The 23,831-nt window shown below is 73.0% G+C and carries 22 protein-coding genes and 1 pseudogene; 11 read left to right on the forward strand and 12 right to left on the reverse strand.

Annotated features, from left to right (window positions below; translation table 11 throughout):
• Positions 1–50 precede the first annotated feature (50 nt).
• Positions 51–947, reverse strand: a complete 897-nt coding sequence (locus AC1C2V_RS05350; protein ID WP_495388559.1) for an SURF1 family protein — start codon at positions 945–947, stop codon at positions 51–53.
• Positions 948–1,135: 188 nt separating this feature from the next.
• Here AC1C2V_RS05350 and AC1C2V_RS05355 point away from each other — a divergent pair, with 188 nt between their 5' ends.
• Genes AC1C2V_RS05355 through AC1C2V_RS05365 form a run of 3 tightly spaced genes read left to right on the forward strand, consistent with a single transcriptional unit; the run spans position 1,136 to position 7,068 of the window.
• Positions 1,136–3,628 (forward strand): phosphoketolase family protein, encoded by a 2,493-nt coding sequence (locus AC1C2V_RS05355; protein ID WP_495388560.1) that lies wholly within the window; start codon positions 1,136–1,138, stop codon positions 3,626–3,628.
• A 30-nt stretch (positions 3,629–3,658) separates the two neighbouring features.
• Positions 3,659–5,785: a phosphate acetyltransferase gene (gene pta / locus AC1C2V_RS05360; protein WP_495388561.1), complete on the forward strand. Its 2,127-nt coding sequence runs from the start codon at positions 3,659–3,661 to the stop codon at positions 5,783–5,785.
• Positions 5,782–7,068, forward strand: coding sequence for an acetate/propionate family kinase (locus AC1C2V_RS05365; RefSeq protein WP_495388562.1), 1,287 nt, complete (start codon positions 5,782–5,784; stop codon positions 7,066–7,068). Before pta ends, AC1C2V_RS05365 begins: the two co-directional genes overlap by 4 nt.
• Positions 7,069–7,163: 95 nt before the next feature.
• Here the strand turns inward: AC1C2V_RS05365 and AC1C2V_RS05370 are convergent, their stop codons facing one another.
• Entirely contained in the window at positions 7,164–7,736 is a 573-nt protein-coding gene (locus AC1C2V_RS05370; protein WP_495388563.1) for a gluconokinase, read from the reverse strand.
• Positions 7,737–7,880: 144 nt separating this feature from the next.
• On the opposite strand from AC1C2V_RS05370, the gene AC1C2V_RS05375 reads away from it, so the two are divergent.
• The 3 genes from AC1C2V_RS05375 to AC1C2V_RS05385 are packed head-to-tail and all read left to right on the forward strand — an operon-like array spanning position 7,881 to position 10,301.
• Positions 7,881–8,603 (forward strand): FadR/GntR family transcriptional regulator, encoded by a 723-nt coding sequence (locus AC1C2V_RS05375; RefSeq protein WP_495388564.1) that lies wholly within the window; start codon positions 7,881–7,883, stop codon positions 8,601–8,603.
• Positions 8,600–9,535, forward strand: coding sequence for a DUF4031 domain-containing protein (locus AC1C2V_RS05380; protein WP_495388565.1), 936 nt, complete (start codon positions 8,600–8,602; stop codon positions 9,533–9,535). Before AC1C2V_RS05375 ends, AC1C2V_RS05380 begins: the two co-directional genes overlap by 4 nt.
• A gap of 19 nt (positions 9,536–9,554) precedes the next feature.
• Entirely contained in the window at positions 9,555–10,301 is a 747-nt protein-coding gene (locus AC1C2V_RS05385; protein ID WP_495388566.1) for an enoyl-CoA hydratase, read from the forward strand.
• On the opposite strand, the gene AC1C2V_RS05390 is transcribed toward AC1C2V_RS05385, so the two are convergent.
• The 3 genes from AC1C2V_RS05390 to AC1C2V_RS05400 all read right to left on the reverse strand — a co-directional run bounded on the left by AC1C2V_RS05390 (position 10,298) and on the right by AC1C2V_RS05400 (position 13,606).
• Positions 10,298–11,920, reverse strand: coding sequence for a succinic semialdehyde dehydrogenase (locus AC1C2V_RS05390; RefSeq protein ID WP_495388567.1), 1,623 nt, complete (start codon positions 11,918–11,920; stop codon positions 10,298–10,300). The genes AC1C2V_RS05385 and AC1C2V_RS05390 overlap by 4 nt on opposite strands.
• 121 nt (positions 11,921–12,041) lie before the next feature.
• A complete protein-coding gene (locus AC1C2V_RS05395) occupies positions 12,042–12,485 on the reverse strand; it encodes a GNAT family acetyltransferase (protein WP_495388568.1) in 444 nt (147 codons plus the stop codon).
• Positions 12,482–13,606 carry a GuaB3 family IMP dehydrogenase-related protein gene (locus AC1C2V_RS05400; RefSeq protein ID WP_495388569.1) on the reverse strand — a complete coding sequence of 375 codons (1,125 nt, stop codon included), beginning with the start codon at positions 13,604–13,606 and terminating at the stop codon, positions 12,482–12,484. Before AC1C2V_RS05400 ends, AC1C2V_RS05395 begins: the two co-directional genes overlap by 4 nt.
• Before the next feature lie 129 nt (positions 13,607–13,735).
• On the opposite strand from AC1C2V_RS05400, the gene AC1C2V_RS05405 reads away from it, so the two are divergent.
• Positions 13,736–14,509 (forward strand): exonuclease domain-containing protein, encoded by a 774-nt coding sequence (locus tag AC1C2V_RS05405; protein WP_495388570.1) that lies wholly within the window; start codon positions 13,736–13,738, stop codon positions 14,507–14,509.
• On the opposite strand, the gene AC1C2V_RS05410 is transcribed toward AC1C2V_RS05405, so the two are convergent.
• The 3 genes from AC1C2V_RS05410 to AC1C2V_RS05420 form a co-directional block, all read right to left on the reverse strand.
• The gene (locus AC1C2V_RS05410; RefSeq protein ID WP_495388571.1) at positions 14,484–14,621 is read right to left on the reverse strand and encodes a hypothetical protein; all 138 of its coding nucleotides are present in this window, start codon (positions 14,619–14,621) and stop codon (positions 14,484–14,486) included. The genes AC1C2V_RS05405 and AC1C2V_RS05410 overlap by 26 nt on opposite strands.
• A gap of 125 nt (positions 14,622–14,746) precedes the next feature.
• Entirely contained in the window at positions 14,747–16,264 is a 1,518-nt protein-coding gene (gene guaB, locus AC1C2V_RS05415; RefSeq protein ID WP_495388572.1) for an IMP dehydrogenase, read from the reverse strand.
• A gap of 72 nt (positions 16,265–16,336) precedes the next feature.
• A complete protein-coding gene (locus AC1C2V_RS05420) occupies positions 16,337–17,461 on the reverse strand; it encodes a MerR family transcriptional regulator (RefSeq protein WP_495388573.1) in 1,125 nt (374 codons plus the stop codon).
• 202 nt (positions 17,462–17,663) lie between these two features.
• On the opposite strand from AC1C2V_RS05420, the gene AC1C2V_RS05425 reads away from it, so the two are divergent.
• Positions 17,664–17,954 carry a WhiB family transcriptional regulator gene (locus AC1C2V_RS05425; protein WP_495388574.1) on the forward strand — a complete coding sequence of 97 codons (291 nt, stop codon included), beginning with the start codon at positions 17,664–17,666 and terminating at the stop codon, positions 17,952–17,954.
• Positions 17,955–18,030: 76 nt separating this feature from the next.
• Here the strand turns inward: AC1C2V_RS05425 and groES are convergent, their stop codons facing one another.
• Positions 18,031–18,327: a co-chaperone GroES gene (gene groES, locus AC1C2V_RS05430; protein ID WP_495388575.1), complete on the reverse strand. Its 297-nt coding sequence runs from the start codon at positions 18,325–18,327 to the stop codon at positions 18,031–18,033.
• A gap of 211 nt (positions 18,328–18,538) precedes the next feature.
• Between groES and AC1C2V_RS05435 the strand changes: the two genes are divergently transcribed.
• Together AC1C2V_RS05435 and AC1C2V_RS05440 are read left to right on the forward strand one after the other, a co-directional pair.
• Complete coding sequence (locus tag AC1C2V_RS05435) at positions 18,539–19,765, forward strand: class I SAM-dependent methyltransferase (RefSeq protein ID WP_495388576.1); 1,227 nt, start codon at positions 18,539–18,541, stop codon at positions 19,763–19,765.
• 200 nt (positions 19,766–19,965) lie between these two features.
• Positions 19,966–21,117: a glutamate--cysteine ligase gene (locus AC1C2V_RS05440; RefSeq protein WP_495388577.1), complete on the forward strand. Its 1,152-nt coding sequence runs from the start codon at positions 19,966–19,968 to the stop codon at positions 21,115–21,117.
• Positions 21,118–21,409: 292 nt separating this feature from the next.
• Here the strand turns inward: AC1C2V_RS05440 and AC1C2V_RS05445 are convergent.
• The 3 genes and pseudogenes from AC1C2V_RS05445 to tsaD all read right to left on the reverse strand — a co-directional run.
• A pseudogene (locus tag AC1C2V_RS05445) lies at positions 21,410–21,727 on the reverse strand (class I SAM-dependent methyltransferase); the annotation flags it as partial.
• On the reverse strand, positions 21,673–21,978 hold the full coding sequence (locus AC1C2V_RS05450) for a hypothetical protein (RefSeq protein WP_495388578.1): 306 nt from the start codon (positions 21,976–21,978) through the stop codon (positions 21,673–21,675). The gene AC1C2V_RS05450 and the pseudogene AC1C2V_RS05445, both read right to left, overlap by 55 nt.
• A gap of 45 nt (positions 21,979–22,023) precedes the next feature.
• A complete protein-coding gene (gene tsaD / locus AC1C2V_RS05455; protein ID WP_495388579.1) occupies positions 22,024–23,085 on the reverse strand; it encodes a tRNA (adenosine(37)-N6)-threonylcarbamoyltransferase complex transferase subunit TsaD in 1,062 nt (353 codons plus the stop codon).
• Between the two features lie 113 nt (positions 23,086–23,198).
• On the opposite strand from tsaD, the gene AC1C2V_RS05460 reads away from it, so the two are divergent.
• Positions 23,199–23,822: a malonic semialdehyde reductase gene (locus AC1C2V_RS05460; protein ID WP_495388580.1), complete on the forward strand. Its 624-nt coding sequence runs from the start codon at positions 23,199–23,201 to the stop codon at positions 23,820–23,822.
• Positions 23,823–23,831: the final 9 nt, after the last annotated feature.

Below are 23,831 nucleotides of genomic sequence, written 5' to 3' on the forward strand. Positions count from 1 at the left end.
CAGGATGGCTGCGGCCACCGACAAGATGCCCCCGGACGGACGGCCGCCGGTCAGCCGGGCAGCCCCGCGATGCCGGTCCCCACGGGATCGTCGTCCGCCTTCTGCCGTCCCCGGTGGGTGCCGGCAGCCTCGTCGCGCAAGAGCCGCACCCACAGGAGCACCGCGAAGAGCCCGAAGACCCACCACTGCAGCGCGTAGAACAGGTTCTGCAGGTTGACGCCGTCGCCGCCCTCGAGGATGGGCCGGGGCAGCGGGACGGGCCCGCCGTCGGCCGCCGGGGTCTGCGCGGGTTCCGAGGACGTGAGCACCACGTACCCGGAGTAGATCGGCCCGCCCCAGGAGTTGACGAGCGCACCGGTGGCGATGGAGTCCACGAGCGGCGGGCCGTCGGAGTTCTCCGGCAGCGATCCGCCGCCTTCCTGGACGGATTCGGAGGCCTGCAGCCACCCCGTGACGCGCACCTCGCCGTCCGGCACGTCGAGCGCGGCGTCGCCCGGGTCCGGCGAGTCCACCCAGCCCCGCACCACGGGGACGACAGGCGCCCCGGACAGCGAGGCCCACGACTCGCCCCCGGAGCCGTCGTCCGTGACCCGCAGCGGCGTCAGCACCAGGTACCCGGTGCGGCCCTCCAGCGAGCGTCCGGCCACGAGCATCTGGCCGTCGGTCTCGTAGGTGCCGGTCACCCACGTCTCCTGCCCGACGAGCTCGCCGGGGAACGACGTCTGCGGTGGCAGCAGGTCGCCCAGCGCCTCGGGGCCATGAGCCACCGCCTCCGCGGCCTCCTGCTGCGCGGCGAGCTCCGCCCGCTCGTAGGCACGGTCGAGCTGCCACACGCCCAGCCGCGCGCACACGGCCGCGGCCAGCAGGAAGAGGAGCAGGATCCCGAGCATGCGGGGTCGGACGGCCACCGCCCAGAACGACCTGCGGGCGGGGCGGGGGCTGGACACGGCACCACCGTAATCGGCGCGCGGCCCTGCGACGGAATCGGTGCCGGCGGCACCTGACGGACTGCCAGATCGACGTCACGTCGATGACCCCGCCGGTCGTGCTGCATTCGGGTCCGGTGTGCGATGGAATGAGGGCGCAGACCGGGCAGCACCCCGCCGGCCGTCCCCGAGCTTCGCAGGAGCGTGTGATGAGCATCCCGTCCACGACCGCCAGCCCCACGCCGTGGCGCGCCACCGGCGTCGCCGATCTCCCGCCGGAAGCCATCGATCGGATCGACCAGTGGTGGCGGGCGGCCAACTACCTGTCCGTGGGGCAGATCTACCTGCTCAACAACCCTCTGCTGCGCACCCCGCTGACCCGCGACGACGTGAAGCCGCGCCTGCTGGGCCACTGGGGCACGACGCCCGGGCTCAACTTCCTGTACGCGCACCTCAACCGGGCGATCAAGACGCGCGAGCAGTCCACGATCTACGTCACCGGCCCCGGCCACGGCGGCCCCGGCCTGGTCGCGAACTCCTACCTCGAGGGCACGTACTCCGAGACCTACACGGACATCACCCCCGATGACGAGGGCCTGCGCCGCCTGTTCCGGCAGTTCTCGTTCCCGGGCGGCATCCCGTCGCACGTCGCGCCCGAGACCCCCGGCTCCATTCACGAGGGCGGCGAGCTGGGCTACGCCCTCAGCCACGCGTACGGCGCGGCCTTCGACAACCCGGACCTCCTCGTCGCGGCGGTGGTGGGCGACGGCGAGGCCGAGACCGGCCCGCTCGCCACGAGCTGGCACTCGAACAAGTTCATCAACCCGGTCAACGACGGCGTCGTGCTGCCGATCCTGCACCTCAACGGCTACAAGATCGCCAACCCGACCGTGCTCGGCCGCATCCGCGACGACGAGCTGCGCGACCTGATGATCGGCTACGGGCACACCCCGTACTTCTTCGTCGGCGGGTTCGACGGCGAGGACCACGCCGAGGCGCACCGCCGGTTCGCGGCGCTGCTCGACGAGGTTCTCGACCACATCGCGCGCATCAAGCGCGAGGCGCACGAGGGCAACGACGAGCGCCCGGCCTGGCCCATGATCGTCTTCCGCAGCCCGAAGGGCTGGACCTGCCCGCCCGTCATCGACGGCAAGAAGACCGAGGACTCGTGGCGGGCGCACCAGGTACCGCTCGCGAGCGCCCGGGACACGCCGGAGCACCTCGAGGTGCTGCGCGGCTGGCTCGAGTCGTACCGGGCGAGCGAGCTCTTCGAAGACGACGGCCGCCTGCGGCCCGAGATCGCCGCGCAGGCCCCGGTCGGCGAGCTTCGGATGAGCGGCAACCCGCACACGAACGGCGGGCTGCTGCTCAAGGACCTTCGCCTGCCCGACTTCCGTGACTACGCCGTGGACGTCTCGGCCCCCGGCGGCGGCATCGCGGAGTCGACGCGCGTGCTCGGGCAGTGGCTCACCGACGTCGTGCGCCTCAACCCCGACAACTTCCGCATCTTCGGGCCGGACGAGACGGCATCGAACCGCCTGCAGGCGGTCTACGAGGTCACCGACAAGCAGTGGAACGCGGACTTCTTCGGGCCCGACGTCGACGAACACCTGGCCCGCGCCGGGCGCGTCATGGAGATGCTGAGCGAGCACCAGTGCCAGGGCTGGCTGGAGGGCTACCTGCTCACCGGGCGGCACGGCCTGTTCACCAGCTACGAGGCCTTCATCCACATCGTCGACTCGATGTTCAACCAGCACGCCAAGTGGCTCAAGGTCACCAACGACATCCCGTGGCGGCGGCCGGTCGCGAGCCTCAACTACCTGCTGTCGAGCCACGTGTGGCGCCAGGACCACAACGGCTTCAGCCACCAGGACCCGGGCTTCATCGACCACGTGGTCAACAAGAAGGCCGAGATCGTGCGGGTGTACCTGCCGCCGGACGCGAACACGCTGCTCAGCACCTACGACCACGTCCTGCGGTCGCGCCAGTACGTCAACGTGGTGGTGGCGGGCAAGCAGCCCGCCCCGCAGTTCCTGTCGATGGAGCAGGCGATCGCGCACTGCACCCGCGGCCTGGGCATCTGGGAGTGGGCGGGCACGGAGACGCCGGGCGAGGACCCGGACGTCGTTTTCGGCTGCGCCGGCGACGTCCCGACGCTCGAGGTGCTGGCCGCCGTCGATATCCTGCGCAGGCGGGTGCCGGAGCTGAAGATCCGCGTGGTCAACGTGGTCGACCTCATGCGCCTGCAGGACGTGCACGAGCACCCGCACGGCCTGTCCGACCAGGACTTCGACACGCTGTTCACGGCCGACCGGCCGGTGATCTTCAACTACCACGGCTACCCGTGGCTGATCCACCGCCTCACCTACCGCCGCACCAACCACGGCAACATCCACGTGCGCGGTTACAAGGAGGAGGGCACCACGACCACGCCCTTCGACATGGCGATGCTCAACGACATCGACCGCTTCCACCTGGTGATCGACGTCATCGACCGGGTGCCGTTCCTGCGGTCGAAGGCCGCCGGGCTGCGCCAGGAGATGGTCGACGCCCGCCTCACGGCCCGCCAGTACACGCGCGAGCACGGCGAGGACCTCCCCGAGGTGCGCGACTGGGTGTGGCCGGACGCCGGCGACACGGCGACCGAGCAGGGTGGGCCGCAGTACGACGCCTCCGCCGCGACGGGCGGCGACAACGAATGACAGGTGACGACGAATGACAGGTGACGCCGCGTGACCGGTACGTCCCGCTCGATCTATATCGCCTCCCCCGAGGGCGAGACCGGCAAATCCACGGTGGCGCTCGGCGTCCTGGACCTGCTGGTGCGGCAGGTCTCCCGCGTCGGGGTCTTCCGGGCGGTCTCCCGCGTGCCGTCGCGGCCGGCGTCGGACGCGGGCGGCGACGCCCCGCGCGACCACGTCCTGGAGATGCTCCTGGAGCACGACGGCGTGGACCTCGGCTACGAGGAGGCGGTCGGCGTCACGTACGACGACGTGCACGCCGACCCGGAACGGGCGCTGGCGCGCATCGTCGACCGCTACCACGCCGTCGCCGACACCTGCGACGCCGTCGTGGTGGTCGGCACCGACTACACGGACGTGACGGGCGCCACCGAGCTGGCGTTCAACGCCCGGGTGGCGGCCAACCTGGGCGCGCCGGTGCTGCTCGTCGCCTCGGGGCGGGACCGGACGACCGACGAGGTGCGCGCCCTGACGCGGCTCAGCGTCTCCGAGCTGCGCGCCAACCACGCCCAGCCGGTGGGCGTCGTGGTCAACCGCAGCGGCCCGGCGGTGCTCGCCGCGGGCGCGCCGGCGCTCGTCGGCGACCTGGACCTGCCGGTCTGGACCATCCCCGAGGAGCCGTTCCTGCACGCGCCGACGGTCGGCCGCCTCGCCGAGGCGGTCGAGGGCACGCTCATGCTGGGCGACCCGGACCTGATGGGCCGCGAGGCGCTGGAGGTGATCGTCGGGGCGATGTCGTTCGAGCACGTGCTCGACCACCTGTCCGACGGCGCGGTCGTCATCCTGCCGGGCGACCGCTCGGACGTGCTGCTCGGGCTGCTGTCCGCGCACGCGGCCGCCACGTTCCCGTCGCTGGCCGGCATCGTGCTCACCGGCGGCTACGTGCCGCGCGGCGTGATCGCGCAGCTGCTGTCCGCGCTCGGCCCCCGCGTCCCGGTCGTGGCGACCACCCTCGACACGTACCAGGCGGCACGACGCGCGGCCGAGACGCACGGCTACGTCACCGTGGCCTCGACCCGCAAGATCGACGTGGCGCGGGCGCTGTTCGAGCAGCACGTCGACGGCGCGGCGCTGCTGGCCCGTCTCGACCTGCCGCGCACGCCCGTGGTCACGCCCCTGATGTTCGAGTACGGGCTCATCGAGCGCGCCCGCGGCGACCGCCGCCGCGTCGTGCTGCCGGAGGGCGACGACGACCGCGTGCTGCGCGCCGCGTCGACCGTGCTGGCGCGCGGTATCGCGGACCTCGTGATCCTGGGCGACGAGACCCCGATCCGGGCGCGGGCCGCCGAGCTGGGCCTCGACATCGCGGCGGCCACCGTGCTCTCCCCCACCGACCCCGAGCACGTGGAGCAGTTCGCCGCCGAGTACGCGCGGCTCCGCGCCCACAAGGGCATGACGGTGGAGCGAGCGCGCGAGATCGTCACCGACGTGTCGTACTTCGGCACGATGATGGTGCACCTCGGCCTCGCGGACGGCATGGTCTCGGGCGCCGCGCACACCACGGCGCACACCATCCGGCCGTCGTTCGAGATCGTGAAGACGCAGCCCGGCGTCTCGGTCGTGTCGTCCGTCTTCCTCATGTGCCTGCAGGACCGGGTGCTGGTGTACGGCGACTGCGCCGTCATCCCCGACCCGACTGCGGAGGAGCTAGCGGACATCGCCATCTCGTCGTCGGCCACGGCCGCGCAGTTCGGCGTGGACCCGAAGGTCGCGATGCTCTCGTACTCCACGGGCACCTCGGGGTCCGGCGCGGACGTGGACAAGGTGCGCTCCGCGACCGAGCTGGTCCGCGAGCGCCGTCCCGACCTGTCCGTGGACGGCCCCATCCAGTACGACGCCGCCGTGGACGCGTCCGTCGCGGCGTCGAAGCTGCCGGAGTCCTCCGTGGCGGGCCGGGCGACGGTGTTCGTCTTCCCCGACCTGAACACGGGCAACAACACGTACAAGGCCGTGCAGCGCTCGGCGGGCGCGGTCGCCGTCGGCCCGGTCCTGCAGGGGCTCAACAAACCCGTCAACGACCTGTCGCGCGGCGCGCTCGTCGCCGACATCGTCAACACCGTGGCGATCACGGCGATCCAGGCGCAGACGCCGACCGACCCGCAGGAGGTTCCCGCATGAGCATCGTCCCCGAGGCAGAGCGGTCCAACCCGTACAGCGCGTACGGGGCGCACGGGTCGGTGCTCGTGCTCAACTCGGGCTCGTCGTCGCTGAAGTACCAGCTCGTCAACCCGGTGGGCGGTGAGGCGATCGCGGCGGGCACGGTGGAGCGGATCGGCGAGACCTCGGGCGACTCGAAGGGCATCGTCACGCACACGTTCGCGGGCAACCGCACGCGCCGCGAGCTCGAGGTGCCGGACCACGGGGAGGCTCTGCGCCTCGCGCTGGGCATGTTCGCCGAGATCGGCCCGCACCTCGAGGACGCGGGGATCTACGCCGTCGGCCACCGGGTGGTGCACGGCGGGGCGGAGTTCTCCGGGCCGGTCGTCGTGGACGACGGCGTGGTGGACCGCATCGAGGCGCTGGTGCCGCTCGCCCCCCTGCACAACCCGGCGAACGTGCAGGGCATCCGGGTGGCGCGCGAGCTGCTGTCCGACGTCCCGCACGTCGCGGTCTTCGACACCGCGTTCTTCCAGGGGCTGCCCGCCGCGGCCTACACGTACGCGATCGACCGCGAGGTCGCCGCCGCCCACGACGTGCGCCGGTACGGGTTCCACGGCACCAGCCACCAGTACGTGACGGGCAAGGTCGCGCGGGTGCTGGGCCGCCGCGTGCAGGACCTGCACACCATCGTGCTGCACCTGGGCAACGGGGCGTCGGCCTCGGCCGTGCGCGGCGGCGCGCCGATCGACACCTCCATGGGGCTCACGCCGCTGGAGGGGCTGGTCATGGGCACGCGCTCGGGAGACATCGACCCGGCCGTCGTGTTCCACCTCGCCCGCAACGCGGGCATGAGCATCGACGAGCTCGACACGCTGCTGAACAAGCGCTCGGGCATGCTGGGGCTGTCCGGCGTGAACGACTTCCGCGAGCTGCGCCGCCTCATCGACGACGGCGACGAGGCCGCCGCCCTCGCGTTCGACGTGTACATCCACCGGCTGAGGAAGTACGTGGGCGCGTACGCGGCGCTGCTCGGGCGGGTGGACGTCATCGCGTTCACCGCGGGCGTGGGCGAGAACGACCCGGCGGTGCGGGCCGCCGTCTGCGAGGGGCTCGCGGGCATGGGCATCGCCGTCGACCCGGAGCGCAACGAGGCCCGCCGTGGCGGGGAGCGCATCGTCTCCCCCGACTGGACGTCCACGCTGGTCATGGTCATCCCGACCATGGAGGAGCTGGCGATCGCGCGGCAGGCCGTCGAGGCCGTCGACGGGCGGAACCCGTCGTCGGCGGTCACCTCCGGCTGATTGACGCCGACGCGCGGGCGGCATGTTCGGCGGCGGTGGTGAGCGGCGGCCCTTCCGTGAGGGTCTGGGCCCGTCGGTCCTGGAGTCATCCGGTCTCAGGAAGCGGAAGCGGTGAGCCACACGACGACGGACTCGACGAGCTCGGCCGGGGATGCGGAGACGTCGAGGGTGATCCCGTCCTCGTCCGGTCGGAGCGGTTCGAGCGTGGCGAGCTGGGACGGCAGCAGCGTCGTCGGCATGAAGTGCCCGGAGCGGTTCGCCATGCGTTCCGCCAGCAGGTCGGGGCTGCCCGTGAGGTGCACGAACCGGACGCGGTCGCGCGCCCGACGCAGCTCGTCGCGGTAGGCGCGCTTGAGCGCCGAGCAGGTGACGACCGCCGCGCGGTCGGCGTCGGACTCGGCGTCGAGCCACTCGCGGATGGCCTCGAGCCAGGGCGCCCGGTCGGTGTCGGTGAGCGGGGTGCCGGCGCTCATCTTCTCGATGTTCGCGGGCGGGTGGAACTCGTCCGCCTCCGCGAGGTCGTGGCCGAGACGGTCGGCCAGGAGGCCGGCGACGGTGGTCTTGCCGGAGCCGGCCACGCCCATGACGACGAGGTGCTCGGTGCCCGGCAGCCGCGACGTGCTGGTCACGCGGGCCTCCTGCGGTGCGTTCGCGACGACGGTGTCCATGTCGACTTCCTTGTCCCTGTGCTCGTGCCTGTGGCCGGGGCAAACGGCCGTGACGTCGTCAGAGCATGCACCACTGGTAACACCTTTGCCAAGATTGGTGACACCAAAAGACACCGGGCGGTGCCGCGTGGATAGGCTCGCCCCATGCCCCGTCCCTCCCTGCACGCCGCGGTGCTCGACTCCCTCGGGCTCGCGATCGCCGGCGGCGAGGCGCCCCCGGGCACGCCCCTGACGCTGGACGGGATCGGCGCGGAGCACGGGGTCTCGCGCACCGTCGCGCGCGAGGTGATGCGACTGCTCGAGGGCCTCGGGATGGTCCGCTCCCGCCGTCGGGTCGGTCTGGTCGTCCTCGGCATCGAGGACTGGAACGTCCTCGACCCTCGCATCATTCGGTGGCGGCTGCAGGGTCCCGGGCGCGACGCCCAGCTGCGCAGCCTCACCGAGCTGCGCCACGCCGTCGAGCCACTGGCCGCTGCCGGCGCCGCCCGGCACGCCTCGCCGCAGGTGCGCGGCGAGCTGCTGGACCTGGCACGACGCATGCGGCTCACCGGCGAGGCCGGCGACCTCACCGAGTTCCTCGCCTTCGACGTCCGCATGCACGAGCTGCTGCTGCGCTCCAGCGGCAACGAGATGTTCGGCCCCCTGGCGGACGTCGTCGCCGAGGTCCTGGCCGGCCGGACAAACCTGGGGCTGATGCCCCCCTCGCCGGTGCCCGAGGCGCTGGACCAGCACGAGGCCGTCGCCCGCGCCGTCGCGGACGGCGACCCCGCGGCCGCGGAGGCGGCCATGTCCGCGATCGTGGGGGAGGTACGCCGGACCCTCACGCGCCGGGACCAGGAGCGGGACACCGAGCAGGTCCGCGCATGACGCTCCTCATCGACCCGCCCGCCTGGCCCGCGCACGGCACGCTGTGGTCGCACCTGGTCTCCGACACGTCGCTGCACGAGCTGCGCGCGTTCGCCCGTGCGCATGGTCTCGGCGACCGGGCCTTCGACCTCGACCACTACGACGTGCCCGCCGAGCGGCACGACACGCTCGTCGCGGCGGGCGCCGTCGCGCTGGACGGGCGGACGCTCGCGCGGCGCCTCGGCGCGTCGGTGCTGCGCGTCCCGGGCCGGGAGCGGCGGCGCGCCTCGCGCGCGGCGCTCCTCGACCGGTGGGGCCGCCTGTGGGACCCCCGCGCCGGCCCGCGGGTGCACGCCGTCGGCGTCGATCTCGTGGACCGCTGGCGCGAGCCGCACCGCGTGTACCACTCGCGCCTGCACCTGGCCGACTCCCTCGACGCCCTCAGCCAGCTCGTCGCCGACGACGCCTCCGGCTCGGGCTGGCACGCGGCCGTCGCGCTGTGGTTCCACGACGCGGTGCACGACGGCGAGGCCGGCAGCGACGAGGAGCGCTCGGCCGCGCTGGTCGGCACGCTGCTGGGCCCGCTCGTCGGCGGCGCGGGGCCGGCCGGGCGGGCGGCGGCGGTGTCGTCGCAGGACGCCGACGAGGTCGCGCGGCTCGTGCTCGTCACGACCGACCACGCGCCCACGGCCGAAGACCCCACCGGGGCGCTCGTCAGCGACGCCGACCTCGCGATCCTCGGCGCCGAGCCGACGCGCTACGCCCGGTACGCGGCCCAGGTGCGGGCCGAGTACGGCCACGTGCCCGACGACGCGTTCCGCACGGGCCGGGCGGCGGTCCTGGACCAGCTCGCGGGGCTGCCGGCGCTGTTCCGGACCGCCGTCGGCGCGACCCGCTGGGCCGGATCTGCCGGTCGGAACCTGCGTGCCGAGCGCGCCGCGCTTGAGCCCTGACGGCGGATATCGTCTCGGCATGACCGAAGACGTACTCACCAGCGTCGCTGAGGGCGTCGCCACGGTGACCCTGAACCGCCCCTCCAAGAAGCACTCGATCACCACCGCGATGTACGCCGCGCTGGCGGATGCGCTCGACGCCGCGGAGGCGGACAAGGACGTCCGGGCCGTGGTGGTGCAGGGCGACGAGACCGTGTTCTGTGCGGGCAACGACATCGGCGACTTCGTCGACCGCCCGCAGGCCGGCCCCGACGACCCAGGGTTCCGCTTCCTGCGCACGATCGCGCGGTTCCCGAAGCCCCTCGTCGCGGCCGTGTGCGGCCCGGCCGTCGGTGTCGGCGCCACGATGCTGCTGCACTGCGACCTCGTGTACGCCGGCGAGGGCGCAACGCTCCTGTTCCCGTTCGTAGACCTCGGCCTGGTCCCCGAGGCGGCGTCCAGCCTCCTGCTGCCGCGGGTCGTCGGCCACCAGCGGGCCGCGGCCGCCCTGATGCTCGGCGAGCCGATCCTCGCCGCCGCGGCGCTCGACGCCGGGCTGGTCAACCGGGTGCTGCCGGACGCCGAGGTGCTCGGCTTCGCCCGCGCGCAGGCGGCCCGGCTGGCCGCCAAGCCCGTCGCGGCGCTCGTGGAGACCAAGCGGCTCCTGCGGGCCGGCACGCAGGCCGCCGTGCTCGACCGGATCGAGGACGAGGGCGCGGTGTTCACCCGCCTGCTGGGCGAGCCCGCGGCGCAGGCTGCCCTGAGCTCTTTCCTGACCCGCCCCTAGGGCAGGCGCAGCCGCCGCATCGCGCCGAGGGCGACGGTGAGCACCCGGCTCGGGGTCTCGCCCCCGAGGGTGTACAGCGTGTCGAGGGAGACGCCGAGCCGCGCGCCGCGCTGGGCGGCGACGGTCTGCACCTCGGTCATCGCCTCGATCGCCTCCCGCCCGTGCCGGCGGCCCAGCCCGGAGGCCTTGAACCCACCCATCGGCGCAGCCGCGGACGCCCACGCGGAGGCGTACCCGTCGTTGATCACGACGGTGCCGGCCTCCACGCGCGCCGCCAGGCGCCGCGCCCGCACGACGTCCGCGGACCAGATGCTCGCGTTGAGCCCGAACTCGGTGTCGTTCATGACGCGCACGGCCTCGTCGTCGGACGCCACGCGCGTCACCGCGACCACGGGCCCGAAGGTCTCGTCCGTGGCGCACAGCGCGTCCGCGGGGACGTCGTCGAGCACGGTCGGGGCGTAGAAGAACGGCCCGACGTCAGAGCGGTGCACGCCCCCAACGAGGGCGCGCGCGCCCTTGGCGAGCGCGTCGTCCACGTGCTCGATGACGCGGTCGAGCTGCGCCGCGGAGACGAGCGAGCCGACGTCCGCCGTGTAGTCGAGCCCCGTCCCGAGCGTCAGCTCGCGCACCGCGGCCGTGAACCGCTCCAGGAATGCGTCCGCGATCTCCTCGTGCAGCACCAGCCGCTCGATGGACATGCACAGCTGGCCGGCGTTGGAGAAGCAGGCCCGCACCACGCCCGGCACCGCCGAGTCGAGGTCCGCGTCGGCCGCCACGTAGAGGGGGTTCTTGCCGCCCAGCTCGAGCGTCGCCCCGATGAGCCGTTCGCCCGCGCGCGCCGCCACCTTGCGACCCGTCGCTGTCGACCCCGTGAACACGACGTGGTCCACGTGCTCCACGAGCGCCGCGCCCACGTCGCCCCCGCCCGTGACCACCAGGAACAGGTCCTCCGGCAGCCCCGCGTCCTCGAGCACCTCTGCCACCCACAGGGCCGAGAGCGAGGTCTGCGGGTCCGGCTTCACGACGACGGCGTTCCCGGCCAGCAGGGCGGGCACCGCCTCGGAGAGCACGAGGGTCAGCGGGTAGTTCCAGGGCGTGATCGCGCCGACCACACCCACGGGACGGCGGTGCACGCGGACGCCGGTGAGGAGAGGCAGCATCCCGGGCTCACGACGGTCGGCCAGGTAGGACGGCCCGCGCACCGTGTAGTGCCGGCAGACCAGCGCGATGTCCGCGACCTCCTCGAAGGCGCCGCGCCGCGACTTGCCGGACTCCATCTGGATCAGGTCGAGGATCTCCGACTGGCGCCGCAGCACGATCGCCCCGAGGCGGTCGAGCACCGCCACGCGCTCCCGCACGGGAGTCCGCGCCCAACGCTCCTGCGCGTCGCGCGCCCGCCGGACGGCGTCCGTCACGTCGTCCGTCGACGACAGCGGGAACGCGGCGAGGGGAGCACCCGTGAAGGGCAGCATCGAGCGGTGCGTCCCTGCAGCGTGCGAGGTCACGATGCGCCGCGTCAGCGGCTCCACGACGTCGGGCTCCAGGACATAGGTGGCGGCTGGCAGCTCGGGGTCGAGGAGACCCTCGAGAGCTCCTTCGCCCTCGTGCGCGGTGGACATGGCCGACACCATACGCGGACCCGGTGTCACCAGGGCAACCGTCGTCCATGGTTCACCGGGCCGTTCGCTCTCAGCGCGACCGGGAACGTTTCCGGCCCCCGGGCGCGACGGCGGGCGGCCGCTACAGGTCGCGGCCCAGGACCACGCAGTCGGAGTCGGTGTACCCGAGCGCCTCGTAGAACCCCAGCACGCCCTCGTTCCCGTGCCGCACCATGAGGCGCATCTTGCGCACGCCCCGCCGGCGCAGCCAGTCCTCGGCCGCGCCCATCGCAGCTCGACCCAGTCCCCCGCGCTGCACCCCGGGGCTGACGGCCAGGTAGTAGACCCACCCCCGGTGGCCGTCGTAGCCGACCACGGCGGACGCCACCACCTCGTCCTCCCCCGCGGCGACCAGGACGGTCGACGTCGGGTTGGTCCGGGCATCGGCGATGTCCAGGTGCGGGTCGTTCCACCGCCGGGTCAGCCCGCAGGCCCCCCACAGCGTGACGACCTGCTCGACGTCGCCGTCCTCGATCTCCCGGAACGCGACGTCGAGCGCGTCCCGGGTCGTGGCGCCGGTGGTCATCGCGGCTGGTAGGGGGACACGACGACCTCGACCCGCTGGAACTCCTTGAGGTCCGAGTAGCCGGTCGTGGCCATGGCCCGGCGCAGGGCGCCGACCAGGTTGAGGGTGCCGTCGGCGGTGCCGCTGGGCCCGAACAGGATCTGCTCGAGCGAGCCGGCCGTGCCGACCTCGACCCGCTCGCCGCGCGGCAGCACCGCGTGGTGCGCCTCCGGACCCCAGTGCCAGCCCTGACCCGGCGCCTCCGACGCACGGGCGAGCGCGGCGCCGAGCATGACGGCGTCGGCCCCGCACGCGACGGCCTTGACCACGTCGCCCGAGCGGCCCACGCCGCCGTCGGCGATGACGTGCACGTACCGGCCGCCCGACTCGTCGAGGTAGTCGCGGCGCGCGGCGGCGACGTCGGACACGGCGGTCGCCATGGGGGCGTGGATGCCGAGGCCGACGCGCGTCGTGTGCGCGGCCCCGCCGCCGAAGCCGACGAGCACGCCGGCCGCGCCCGTGCGCATGAGGTGCAGCGCCGCGGTGTAGGTGGACGCGCCGCCGACGACGACGGGCACGTCGAGCTCGTAGATGAACCTCTTGAGGTTGAGCGGCTCGGCGTTGCCCGAGACGTGCTCGGCGGAGACCGTGGTGCCGCGGATGACGAACAGGTCGACGCCGGCGTCGACCACCGTCTGATAGTGCTCCTGCGTGCGCTGCGGGGACAGGGCCCCGGCGACCGTGACGCCCGAGGCGCGGATCTCCTTGAGGCGCTGCGTGATCAGCTCGGGCTTGATCGGCTCGGCGTAGATCTCCTGCATGCGCTGGGTCGCCTGCTCGGCCGACAGGTCGCGGATCTCGGCGAGCAGCGGCTCGGGCGACTCGTAGCGCGTCCACAGGCCCTCGAGGTCGAGGACGCCCAGGCCGCCATGATTCCCCAGCGCCACCGCGGTGTCCGGGCTCATCACGGAGTCCATCGGCGCCGACATGATCGGCAGCTCGAAGTGGTAGGCATCGATCTGCCACTCCACGGAGACGTCCTTCGGGTCGCGCGTGCGCCGCGAGGGCACGATCGCGATGTCGTCGAAGGAGTATGCGCGGCGGCCGCGCTTGCCACGTCCGATCTCGATCTCGTTGCTCACCGGACCAGGGTACCGGCGCGGCCCCGGGACGGTCGGGCCCGTCCGGCACGGCGCGGCTGTCGGTGGCCGGTGGCACAGTCCGTGCCAGGTCGAGGCCGGCAACGAGGCCCCGCCAGGAGGGCAGTGAGCATGACGAGGCACGGAGCGCAGCACACGGGGTGGTCGAGCGACCCCGTGCTCGGGTTCGACACCGAGACCACGGGCCTCGACGTCTGTCACGACCGCATCGTCACCGCGGCCCTCGTGCTCCGGAGCCCCGGGCAGCGCACCGACGTGCGCACCTGGATCCTCGACCCCGGCGTCGAGATCCCCGCGGAGGCCGCCGCCATCCACGGCATCACCACCGCGCACGCCCGGGCGGCCGGGCAGGCGCCCGGCACGGCGCTCGAGCAGATCGCGACCACGCTGGTCGAGCACGTCCGCCGGGGTGCGCCGCTCGTGGCGTACAACGCCTCGTTCGACCTCTCGCTGCTCGACGCAGAGCTGGCCCGGCACGACCTCGCCACCGTGCCCGAGCGGCTCGGCCGCCCCGTCTCCCCCGTGATCGACCCGCTCCAGCTCGACCGCTGGCTCGACGGCTCGCGGGAGGGCAAGCGGCGGCTCGGCGACCTGTGCGCCCTGTACGAGATCGAGGGCGTCGGCAACCTGCACACGGCCGACGTCGACGCGCTCGCCACGCTCGACGTGCTCGACGCGCAGCTCACCCGGCACCCGCACCTGCGGAGCGTCGCGCTCGAGGCCCTGCACGCCGCGCAGGCGGGGGTGCACCACGACTGGGCGGAGCGCGTCAACGCCGAGCGCGCCGCGCTGCACGACGGCCGCCCGCCGACGTCGACGGCCTGGCCGTCCCAGCCGGCGCCGGCGGTCACCGAGTCGATCAGCCCGACCCTGCGCGCCGGCTGACGACAGCGGGCACCGGCTCCTGGCCGCGCCAGGCGGCCGCGCGGTGGTCCACGCCGAGCAGCACGTTCCAGTACGCGTTGTGCGGCCGCACGAGCCCCGGCGGCCCGGGCACGCCGGTGGCGTCCCAGGTGTCCGAACGACCGGAGCGAGCTGTGCACCAGCACGATCGACGGCGGGTTTCACGGGGCATTCGAGCCTGTCGAGACCCGGGCCTCGACAGGCTCGACCGGCGACTCGTCAGAAGCCGGTGTAGTTCGGCGCCTCGACGGTCATCTGCACGTCGTGGGGGTGGCTCTCCTTGAGGGAGGCGGAGGTGATCCGCACGAACCGGCCCTTGGCCTGCAGCTCCGGCACGGTGCGGGCGCCCACGTAGAACATCGACTGGTGCAGGCCACCCACGAGCTGGTGCGCCACGGCGTTGAGCGTGCCCTTGTACGGCACCTGCGCCTCGATGCCCTCGGGCACGATCTTGTCGTCGCTGGTGACCTCGGCCTGGAAGTACCGGTCCTTGGAGAACGACTTCTTGCCGCGCGAGGACATGGCCCCCATCGAGCCCATCCCGCGGTATGCCTTGTACTGCTTGCCGTTGACAAGGATCGTCTCGCCCGGCGCCTCCTCGGTGCCGGCCAGCATCGAGCCGAGCATGACCGCCTCGGCCCCCGCGACGATCGCCTTGCCGATCTCGCCGGAGTGCCGCATGCCGCCGTCCGCGATCACCGGGATCCCGGCCTCGCGCGCGGCGAGGGACGCCTCGTAGACGGCGGTGATCTGCGGCACGCCGACACCCGTGACGATGCGGGTGGTGCAGATCGAGCCCGGGCCCACGCCGACCTTGATGCCGTCGGCGCCCGCGTCGACGAAGGACTGCGCGCCCTCCTTGGTCGCGACGTTGCCGCCGATCACCTGCACGTGCCGGGTGGCGGGGTCGGTCTTGAGCCGGCGGACCATGTCGACGAGCATCGCCACGTTGCCGTGCGCGGTGTCCGCGACCAGGACGTCGACGCCCGCGTCGACCAGGGTCGTCGCCCGCTCCCACGCGTCGCCGAAGTAGCCGATCGCCGCGCCCACGAGCAGGCGCCCCTGCCCGTCCTTGGAGGCGTTCGGGAACTGCTCGGACTTCACGAAGTCCTTGACGGTGATGAGCCCAGCCAGCCGGCCCTCGTCGTCCACCAGCGGCAGCCGCTCGAGCTTGTGCTTGCGCAGCAGGAGCGTCGCGTCGTCGCGCGCGATCCCCGCCGGTCCGGTGATGAGCGGGGCGGGGGTCATGACCTCGGAGACCTTGGTCGTGGCCCACTCGGCAACGGGGGTGAAGCGCAGGTCGCGGTTGGTGACGATCCCGGTCAGGCGACCGCCCGCGTCGACCACCGGGAACCCGGAGATGCGGTACTCCCCCGCCCGCTTGTCGAGCTCCTCGAGCGTCGCGTCCGGGCCGATCGTCACCGGGTTGGAGATGATGCCGGTCTGCGTGCGCTTCACGAGGTCGACCTGGTACGCCTGGTCCTCGATCGACAGGTTGCGGTGCAGCACGCCGATGCCGCCCTGGCGCGCCATCGCGATCGCCATCCGGGACTCGGTGACGGTGTCCATCGCCGCGGAGACCAGCGGCACCCGCAGGGAGATCTCGCGGGTGAGGCGCGAGGTCGTGTCGATGTCCGTGGGGGCCAGGTCCGAGTAGCCCGGCAGCAGCAGCACGTCGTCGTACGTGAGGCCGAGGAATCCGAACGGGTCGTGCGCGGGCGAGGTCGAGTCCGTCATGTCAGGAGTCTACGTTCCCGACGTCGCCGATATTCCGGCCCGAGGCGCCGTCGGAGGCCGGGGTGGCGGACCTCACGCCACGACGGCGAGCGCCTCGTGCAGCATCGCGGTGAAGGACCGCACGCGCTGCACCGTCGCGGCCAGGGGAAGCTCGCTCGCCGCGTCGTCGCGACGCAGGCTGACGATGATCGGGAGCTCGGAGAAGCCGTCGTGCACCGCGTGCACGAGGTCGAGGTCGGGCCGCCGCTGCGCCGTGGCGAGCACAAGGGCCGCGGGCCGCACCATCGTCACGAGCTCGAGCGAGCGGTGCGTGCTCGCCGGCCCGGTCACGATCCGCGCGGTCGCCCCCTTGGCCGTCAGCGCCGCGGCCAGTGCGTGCGCCGACAGCGGGACCACCTCGTCGGGGGCCGCGAAGATGAGCACGATCTTGCGCATCCGGCTGGGGTGGTTCGCGGGCGGCGCGCCGCCCGCGACCATCGCCCGCTCGAACGCCTCGGTGAAGTCGCGCAGCGCGCGCAGGGCCGCCGTCGCCAGGACCACCTCCGGGACCGCGCCCGGTCCGGCGAGCACCGTCCGCTGCGCCACGCGCTGCCAGGCGGGCTCGGCGACCTCCGTCCACCAGACTGCCGGGTCGCCCTGCGCGGACAGGGCCAGCAGGTCGTCGCAGGACGCCTGGTCGTAGGCCAGGGCGGCGTCGACGACGGCGGACACGAGCCCGGAGGCGCTCCGCCCCGGAGCCGCGCTGGACGTCGCCGGGGAGCGCTCACCACCGCCGGGGAGCGCCCGCAGGTGGGCACGACCTGACCGCGGGGGGTCGCTGTCGGCCGGGCGGGCCGGGCGCTGCTCGTCGTCGGGCTCGCGCGCCGTGTCACCGGCGTCGGAAGCCTTCGCGGCGGCCTGCTCGGTGGCCTCCTCGAGCTCCTCGACGCCGGCCTCGAGCGCCGCGCGGGCGGCGTCCACGGGCGCCACGCCCTCGAGCGTGAGGCGGCGCATCACGAGCAGGCGCGCCACGTCCTCGGGCGTGTAGCGACGGTGCGATCCCGCGGTGCGGGCGGACGGGCCGAGTCCGTAGCGACGGTCCCACGTGCGGAGGGTCGCCGGGGCCACCCCCAGGCGCCTGGCGACCGCCGCGACGGCGAGGCCCGGGCTCGACGCGCGAGACCCGCCCCCGCGAGGGGCGGGCCGGGATGAGGTCATGGCCTCGATTCTGCCGAGAGGACCCGGGGGTCGCCACTGCGCAGCCGGGCGCGCCGCGATCCGTCTCACAGACGCACGTCAAAGCCGGTCAATGCCGGCCGAACCGATTCACACCGGGAGGCGGAAGTTGAACAATGAACCATTAACCTCGTCACACAACTGCACCTTGAACAACTTCTGCACAACTTGTAGGTTGTTCGGCATGACGGAGATCTCAAGACTTCCCGGCCCTGTGATGGAGCTGTGGGAGTGGCAGTACCAGGGTTCGTGCCGCGACACGGACGACACACTGTTCTTCCACCCGGAGGGTGAGCGTGGATCGACCCGCCGACGGCGGGCCGAGGCGGCCAAGGCGATCTGCAGTTCCTGCCCCGTCATGCTGGAGTGCCGAGAGCAGTCGCTCCAGGTGCGCGAACCCTACGGCGTGTGGGGCGGGCTCAGCGAGGACGAGCGGTCCGCCATCCTCGCCGGCACCTCCCGCAAGACCGGCTGAGAGCCGCCGGAACCTGTCATGACGCACGAAGGCCCCGCACCGATCTCGATGCGAGGCCTTCCGCGCTGGCTCGTCGTCAGGCGACGACGACCGCGAGGACGTCGCGCGCGGAGAGGACGAGGTAGTCCTCACCGGCGTACTTGATCTCGGTGCCGCCGTACTTGCTGTAGATGACCTTGTCACCGACCTTCACGTCGACGGGGACACGGTTGCCCTTGTCGTCGAAGCGACCCTCGCCCACGGCCAGGACCTCGCCCTCCTGGGGCTTCTCCTTGGCGGTGTCCGGGATGACCAGGCCGGAAGCGGTCGTGGTCTCGGCCTCGATGGCCTTGACGACGATCCGGTCCTCGAGCGGCTTGATGGGGACCGACACGTCGGACCTCCTTGTTTCGCTGTGCATGGATGGACTGAGGTCGCGCCCAGCGGCTGGCCGTCGTCGCGGGTGCCGGTTACAGCCTGCGGTCGCTGACGACAAATCTAGGCAGCCGTTAGCACTCTGACAAGTCGAGTGCCAATAATTCACCGAGAGCGTCGCGCCTGGTGCTCGTCCCCGACCCGGCGGCGACGCCTGAGACGATGGCCCGATGGACGCCGCCTCCGTGAGCAAGCTGCTGAGCCCCGAGGGCTGGGCACTGCTCAACGCCCTGCCGCCGTACGACGAGAAGACGGCGATGGCCCTCGCCACGCGGCTGCGCGCCGACGGCGTCGACCCCGATCTCGCGGCCGCCGCCCTCACGCAGTCCCGCCTGCGGGCCAAGGCCCGTGCCAAGCTGGGCGACTTCGCCGACGGGATGCTCTTCACCCCCGAGGGTGTCGAGCAGGCGACGCGGCTGGTGGTCGCGGCGGTGCACGCCCGGCGCTACCTGGAGGCCGGGGTCACCAAGGTCGCCGACCTCACCAGCGGCGTCGGCGCCGACGCACTCGCGTTCGCCGGCGTCGGGCTCCGGGTGCTCGCGGCCGACGTCGACGAGATGACCGCCGCGATGGCCACCGTCAACCTGCGCCACTTCCCCGAGGCCGAGGTGCGGCACGCCGACGGGCTCGGTCTCGACCTCGCCGCCGAGGGGGTCGACGGGATCTACGCCGACCCCGCCCGCCGCACGCGCGGTGGCAAGCGCGTCTTCGACCCGGCCGCGTACGCTCCCCCGCTCGACGCCGTGTGGGCGCTGCGGTCGCAGGTCCCGGCACTCGGCATCAAGGTCGGGCCCGGCATCCCGCACCAGGGCCTGCCCGCGGAGGCCGAGACCCAGTGGGTCTCGGTGGACGGCGACGTCGTGGAGGCCGGCCTGTGGTTCGGGCCGCTCGCCCCCGACGGGCCCGGCCGGTCCGCCCTCGTGCTCTCCTCGGCCGGCGGGACGACCACGTCGCGCACGTTGCGCGCCGACGGCGACCCGGCTGACGTCGTGCCCGCCGTGGGGTCCGTCGGCGCGTACCTGTACGAGCCGGACGGCGCCGTCATCCGGGCAGGGCTCGTGGCGCACGCCGCCGCCGAGCTGGGCGGGCGGCTCGTGGACCGCACCATCGCGTACGTCACCACGGACCAGCCCGCCGCCCCGCCGCCCGCCGGCCGGGCGCCGCTGGCCACCGGCTACCGGGTGCTCGACGTCATGCCGTTCAACCTCAAGCGGCTCAAGGCCTACCTGCGCGAGCGCGGCGTCGGGCGGCTGACGATCAAGAAGCGCGGCACCGCCGTCACGCCCGAGCAGCTGCGCGCACAGCTCTCGCCGAAGGGGGACGCCGAGGCGACGCTCGTCCTCACGCGCGTCGCCGGCGCGCAGCACGTGCTCGTCGTCGAGCGCCTCGCTGGTTGAGCGTGCCAGAACCCGCTGGTCGAGCCTGTCGAAACCCCCTGGTCGAGCCCGTCAGTACTCGCTGGTCGAGCCTGTCGAAACCCCCTGGTCGAGCCTGTCGAAACCCCCTGGTCGAGCCCGTCAGTACTCGCTGGTCGAGCCTGTCGAAACCCGTGGTCTCGACAGGCTCGACCGGTGGACTCCGTGGAAGCATGGCCCGTATGGTGCTGGAATTCGCCGCCTCCGACCGGTCGAGCGTCGGGCTCGAGTGGGAGCTCGCGCTGGTCGACGCCGACACCGGCGACCTCCGACAGGTGGCGCCCGCGGTTCTCGAGGCGGTGGCGGACGACGTGCGGCACCGCTACGTGAAGCCCGAGTTCCTGCGCAACACGGTCGAGGTGATCAGCGACGTGCGGCGCACCGTGCCCGAGGCGATCGCCGACCTCGAGCGCGGCATCGCTGCCATCCACGACGCCACGGGCCCGATGCGGGTGGACCTCATGGGCGCGGGCACCCACCCGTTCGCGCTCTGGTCCCAGCAGAAGGTGACGGACAAGGAGCGGTACGCGACCGTCGTCGAGCGGGCCCAGGTCGTCGGGCGCCAGCAGATCGTCTACGGCGTGCACGCGCACGTGGGGATCGAGGACCGTGCCAAGGTGCTGCCCATCGTCAACTCCCTGCTGGTGTACCTGCCGTACCTGCAGGTGCTGTCGGCGTCGTCGCCGTTCTTCGGGGGCGACGACACGGGCTACGCGTCGATGCGGACCATGATCTTCCAGCAGCTGCCCACGGCCGGGCTGCCGTACCAGTTCGCCGCGTGGAGCGAGCTCGAGCGGTACGTGGACGACATGCTCCACACCGGGGTCATCGACGACTTCACCGAGGTGCGCTGGGACATCCGGCCGGCGCCTCAGTTCGGCACGATCGAGGTGCGCATCTGCGACGGCACGTCGAACGCCTTCGAGCTGGCCGCGCTCGGCGCGCTGGTGCACTGCCTCGTGGAGCACCTGTCGGGCCTGCTCGACGCCGGCCGGCCGCTGCCGACGATGCCGCCGTGGTTCGTGCACGAGAACAAGTGGCGCGCCGCCCGGTACGGGATGGACGCGATCATCATCCTCGACCAGGCCGGCGAGGAGGAGCTCGTCACCGACGCCCTCCCCCGCCTGCTCACGACCCTCGAACCCGTGGCGGGACGCCTCGGCTGCATCGTGGAGCTCGAGGGCGTGCGCGAGATCGTGCGCCGCGGCGCGTCGTACCAGCGTCAGCGGGAGGTGGCCCGGGCCCACGGCGGCGGGCAGGACGCCCTCGAGGCCGTGGTGGCGTCGCTGGTCGCCGAGCTGCGCGCGGGCAGGCCGCTGCCCGCGGCGGGCTAGCTACTCCCGCGCGAAGTCCCACACGATGAGCACGGGCGCACCGGCGTACGCCGCGCGGGTGGCCGCCTCGACCCACGGCATCATCTCCCAGACGTTCGGCGGCCTGGACGGGTCCTCGAACGTCAGGTCGCCCGTGGGGTCGCACCAGCCCCGCGGGCAGCGCCGCCTGCAGGTACTCGCTCGTCTCGTGCCGCCAGTTCGGGATGTACCCGAACTCGCCGTCCGCCCCCTCGACGAGCGGGTAGAGCGGCGAGCCGACGAAGTACCCGCGGGTGTCGGAGACGACGAGGCGTCCGCCGGGGCGCAGCACGCGCGCCAGCTCGGCGAACACCGGGCCCAGGTCCCGCACGTGGCAGAGGGAGAGCGTGACGAGCACGAGGTCGGCAGAGGCGTCGGGCACCGGGAGGTCGGACAGGTCGGCCTGCGCGAACCGGGCACCCGGCACCTTGGCGCGGGCGATCGCAAGCATGTCCGGCGAGGTGTCGAACGCCAGCACCTCGTGCCCCTGCTCGACGAGCCACTGGGTGTGCCGGCCCGTGCCGCACGCGGCGTCGATCACCACGCACGGCTCGGCCCGCTCCAGCAGCGGCCGGACGAGCGGCTCCTCCATCCCCAGAACCCGTTCGGGCCGTCGTAGCGGGGCGCCCAGTGCCGGTAACCGTCCTGGGTGGTGATCGGCGGCACGTCGTGGCCGTCGCCGAACCGGTCGCCGGCGTCGAGCAGCGCACGCACGTCGGCGAGCCGCGCCTCGACGAACGCGCGGTCGTGCTCGCCGGCGAACGCACGCATCAGCGCGACCCCCTCGAGCCCGACGAGGTAGGCGAGCGGGTGCTGGTAGATGCTGCGGCCGGCGGAGCTCACGACCGGCACGCTAGCGACGCCCCGGCCAAGCGCCGAGGACTTTTCTCAGACCGTGATCGTCGTCATCGGCATGGAGGAGTCGACAGGGAAGTCGAGGCTCGACGGCGCCACCCCGGCCCGCACGACCGACGAACCGAGCGCGGCGATCATCGCCCCGTTGTCGGTGCAGTAGCGGATCGGCGGGATGCGCAGGTCGATGCCGGCCTCCGCGCACCGCTTCGCGGCGAGGTCGCGCAGCTGGCTGTTGGCGGAGAACCCGCCGCCCACGACGAGCGTGTCGACGTCGTGCCGCCGGCAGGCTGCGATCGTCTTGGCGGTGAGCACGTCGGCCACCGCCGCGGCGAACGACGCGGCGACGTCGGCGGCGGGCACCTCGCGCCCGGAGTCCACGCACGCCTCGATCCAGCGCGCGACGGCCGTCTTGAGCCCGGAGAACGAGAAGTCGTGTGCGTGCTTCGCCTGGTCCTTGGCGGCAGTCAGCCCGCGCGGGAAACGGATGGCCTCCGGGTCGCCCTCGCGCGCGAGCCGGTCCACGTGCGGGCCGCCCGGGTACGGCACGCCGAGCAGCCGGCCGACCTTGTCGAACGCCTCCCCCGCGGCGTCGTCGAGGGTGGAGCCGAGCTCGGTGACGCTCGTCGCGAGGTCGTCGACGAGCATGAGCGAGCTGTGCCCGCCCGAGACGACCAGCGCCATCGTGCGGCCGACGAACGGTCCGTCCACGAGCTGGTTCACCGCGGCGTGGCCGATCACGTGGTTGACGCCGTAGAGCGGCTTGTTCAGGCCGATCGCGAGCGCCTTCGCGGCCGAGGCACCGATGGTCAGGGGGCCCACCAGGCCGGGGCCGGCGGTGACGGCGACCGCGTCCACCTCGGACAGGTCGACGTCGGCCTCGCCGAGCGCCCGGGTGATCGTCGGCACCATCGCCTCGAGGTGGGCGCGGCTGGCGACCTCGGGGATGATCCCGCCGTAGCGCGCGTGCTCGTCCATCGAGCTCGCGACCGCGTCGACCAGGAGCTCGTCGCCGCGGACGAGGGCGACGCCCGTCTCGTCGCAGGAGGTCTCGATTCCGAGGACGAGGGGGCCGCTACCCCCGTGCGCGCGTGCCATGGCCCCATGATCGCACCACAGCGACCGGCCGTGACGCGGGGGTGGACACCGCTGTGCCTCACGTCACGCCCGAGGCAGGAATCATGATTCTGCATCTATCTGTTGAGGCAACTATGACCGAGACTCTGACGCACCCCGCCGCCTCGCTCGCCGTCGGCGACGACGTGGCGGACCTCCTGTTCCGCTCCGCCCGCACCACCTCGCTGTGGACGGACGCGCCCGTGACCGACGCGCAGCTCGCCGCGGCCTGGGACCTGGCGAAGTTCGGCCCCACCGCGATGAACGCGCTGCCGCTGCGCGTGCTCGTCGTGCGCTCCCCCGAGGCCAAGCAGCGCCTCGTGGCCCACATGGGCGACGGCAACAAGCCCAAGGTCGAGGCTGCCCCGGTCTCCCTGGTGCTCGCCGCCGACCCGGCCTTCCACCAGCACATGGACACGCTGTACCCCGCGTACCCGGGGATCAAGGACCAGCTCGACCCCGCCGCGGACGTCCGCGAGCTGATGGCCCGCAACAACGCGCTCATCCAGGCCGGCTACCTCATCGTCGGCCTGCGGGCCGCCGGCCTCGCCGCCGGCCCGATGAACGGCATGGACTTCGACGGCGTGGACGGCGAGTTCTTCGCCGAGTCCGGCTGGAAGTCGTTCCTCGTCATCAACGTCGGCCACGCCGAGGGCGAGGGCTCGCCGTACCCGCGCGGCCCGCGCCTCTCCTTCGACGAGGTCGCCCGCATCGCCTGACGGTTCGCC

The organism is Isoptericola sp. Y541 (assembly GCF_059445465.1).

Bases quoted from the DNA above. Each gene is read 5' to 3' on its own strand.
- AC1C2V_RS05355 (WP_495388560.1), top strand. From the start codon at position 1,136: ATGAGCATCCCGTCCACGACCGCCAGCCCCACGCCGTGGCGCGCCACC.
- AC1C2V_RS05365 (WP_495388562.1), top strand. From the start codon at position 5,782: ATGAGCATCGTCCCCGAGGCAGAGCGGTCCAACCCGTACAGCGCGTAC.
- AC1C2V_RS05370 (WP_495388563.1), bottom strand. From the start codon at position 7,736: ATGGACACCGTCGTCGCGAACGCACCGCAGGAGGCCCGCGTGACCAGC.
- AC1C2V_RS05375 (WP_495388564.1), top strand. From the start codon at position 7,881: ATGCCCCGTCCCTCCCTGCACGCCGCGGTGCTCGACTCCCTCGGGCTC.
- AC1C2V_RS05380 (WP_495388565.1), top strand. From the start codon at position 8,600: ATGACGCTCCTCATCGACCCGCCCGCCTGGCCCGCGCACGGCACGCTG.
- AC1C2V_RS05385 (WP_495388566.1), top strand. From the start codon at position 9,555: ATGACCGAAGACGTACTCACCAGCGTCGCTGAGGGCGTCGCCACGGTG.
- AC1C2V_RS05390 (WP_495388567.1), bottom strand. From the start codon at position 11,920: ATGTCCACCGCGCACGAGGGCGAAGGAGCTCTCGAGGGTCTCCTCGAC.
- AC1C2V_RS05395 (WP_495388568.1), bottom strand. From the start codon at position 12,485: ATGACCACCGGCGCCACGACCCGGGACGCGCTCGACGTCGCGTTCCGG.
- AC1C2V_RS05405 (WP_495388570.1), top strand. From the start codon at position 13,736: ATGACGAGGCACGGAGCGCAGCACACGGGGTGGTCGAGCGACCCCGTG.
- guaB (WP_495388572.1), bottom strand. From the start codon at position 16,264: ATGACGGACTCGACCTCGCCCGCGCACGACCCGTTCGGATTCCTCGGC.
- AC1C2V_RS05420 (WP_495388573.1), bottom strand. From the start codon at position 17,461: ATGACCTCATCCCGGCCCGCCCCTCGCGGGGGCGGGTCTCGCGCGTCG.
- AC1C2V_RS05425 (WP_495388574.1), top strand. From the start codon at position 17,664: ATGACGGAGATCTCAAGACTTCCCGGCCCTGTGATGGAGCTGTGGGAG.
- AC1C2V_RS05435 (WP_495388576.1), top strand. From the start codon at position 18,539: ATGGACGCCGCCTCCGTGAGCAAGCTGCTGAGCCCCGAGGGCTGGGCA.
- AC1C2V_RS05440 (WP_495388577.1), top strand. From the start codon at position 19,966: ATGGTGCTGGAATTCGCCGCCTCCGACCGGTCGAGCGTCGGGCTCGAG.
- tsaD (WP_495388579.1), bottom strand. From the start codon at position 23,085: ATGGCACGCGCGCACGGGGGTAGCGGCCCCCTCGTCCTCGGAATCGAG.
- AC1C2V_RS05460 (WP_495388580.1), top strand. From the start codon at position 23,199: ATGACCGAGACTCTGACGCACCCCGCCGCCTCGCTCGCCGTCGGCGAC.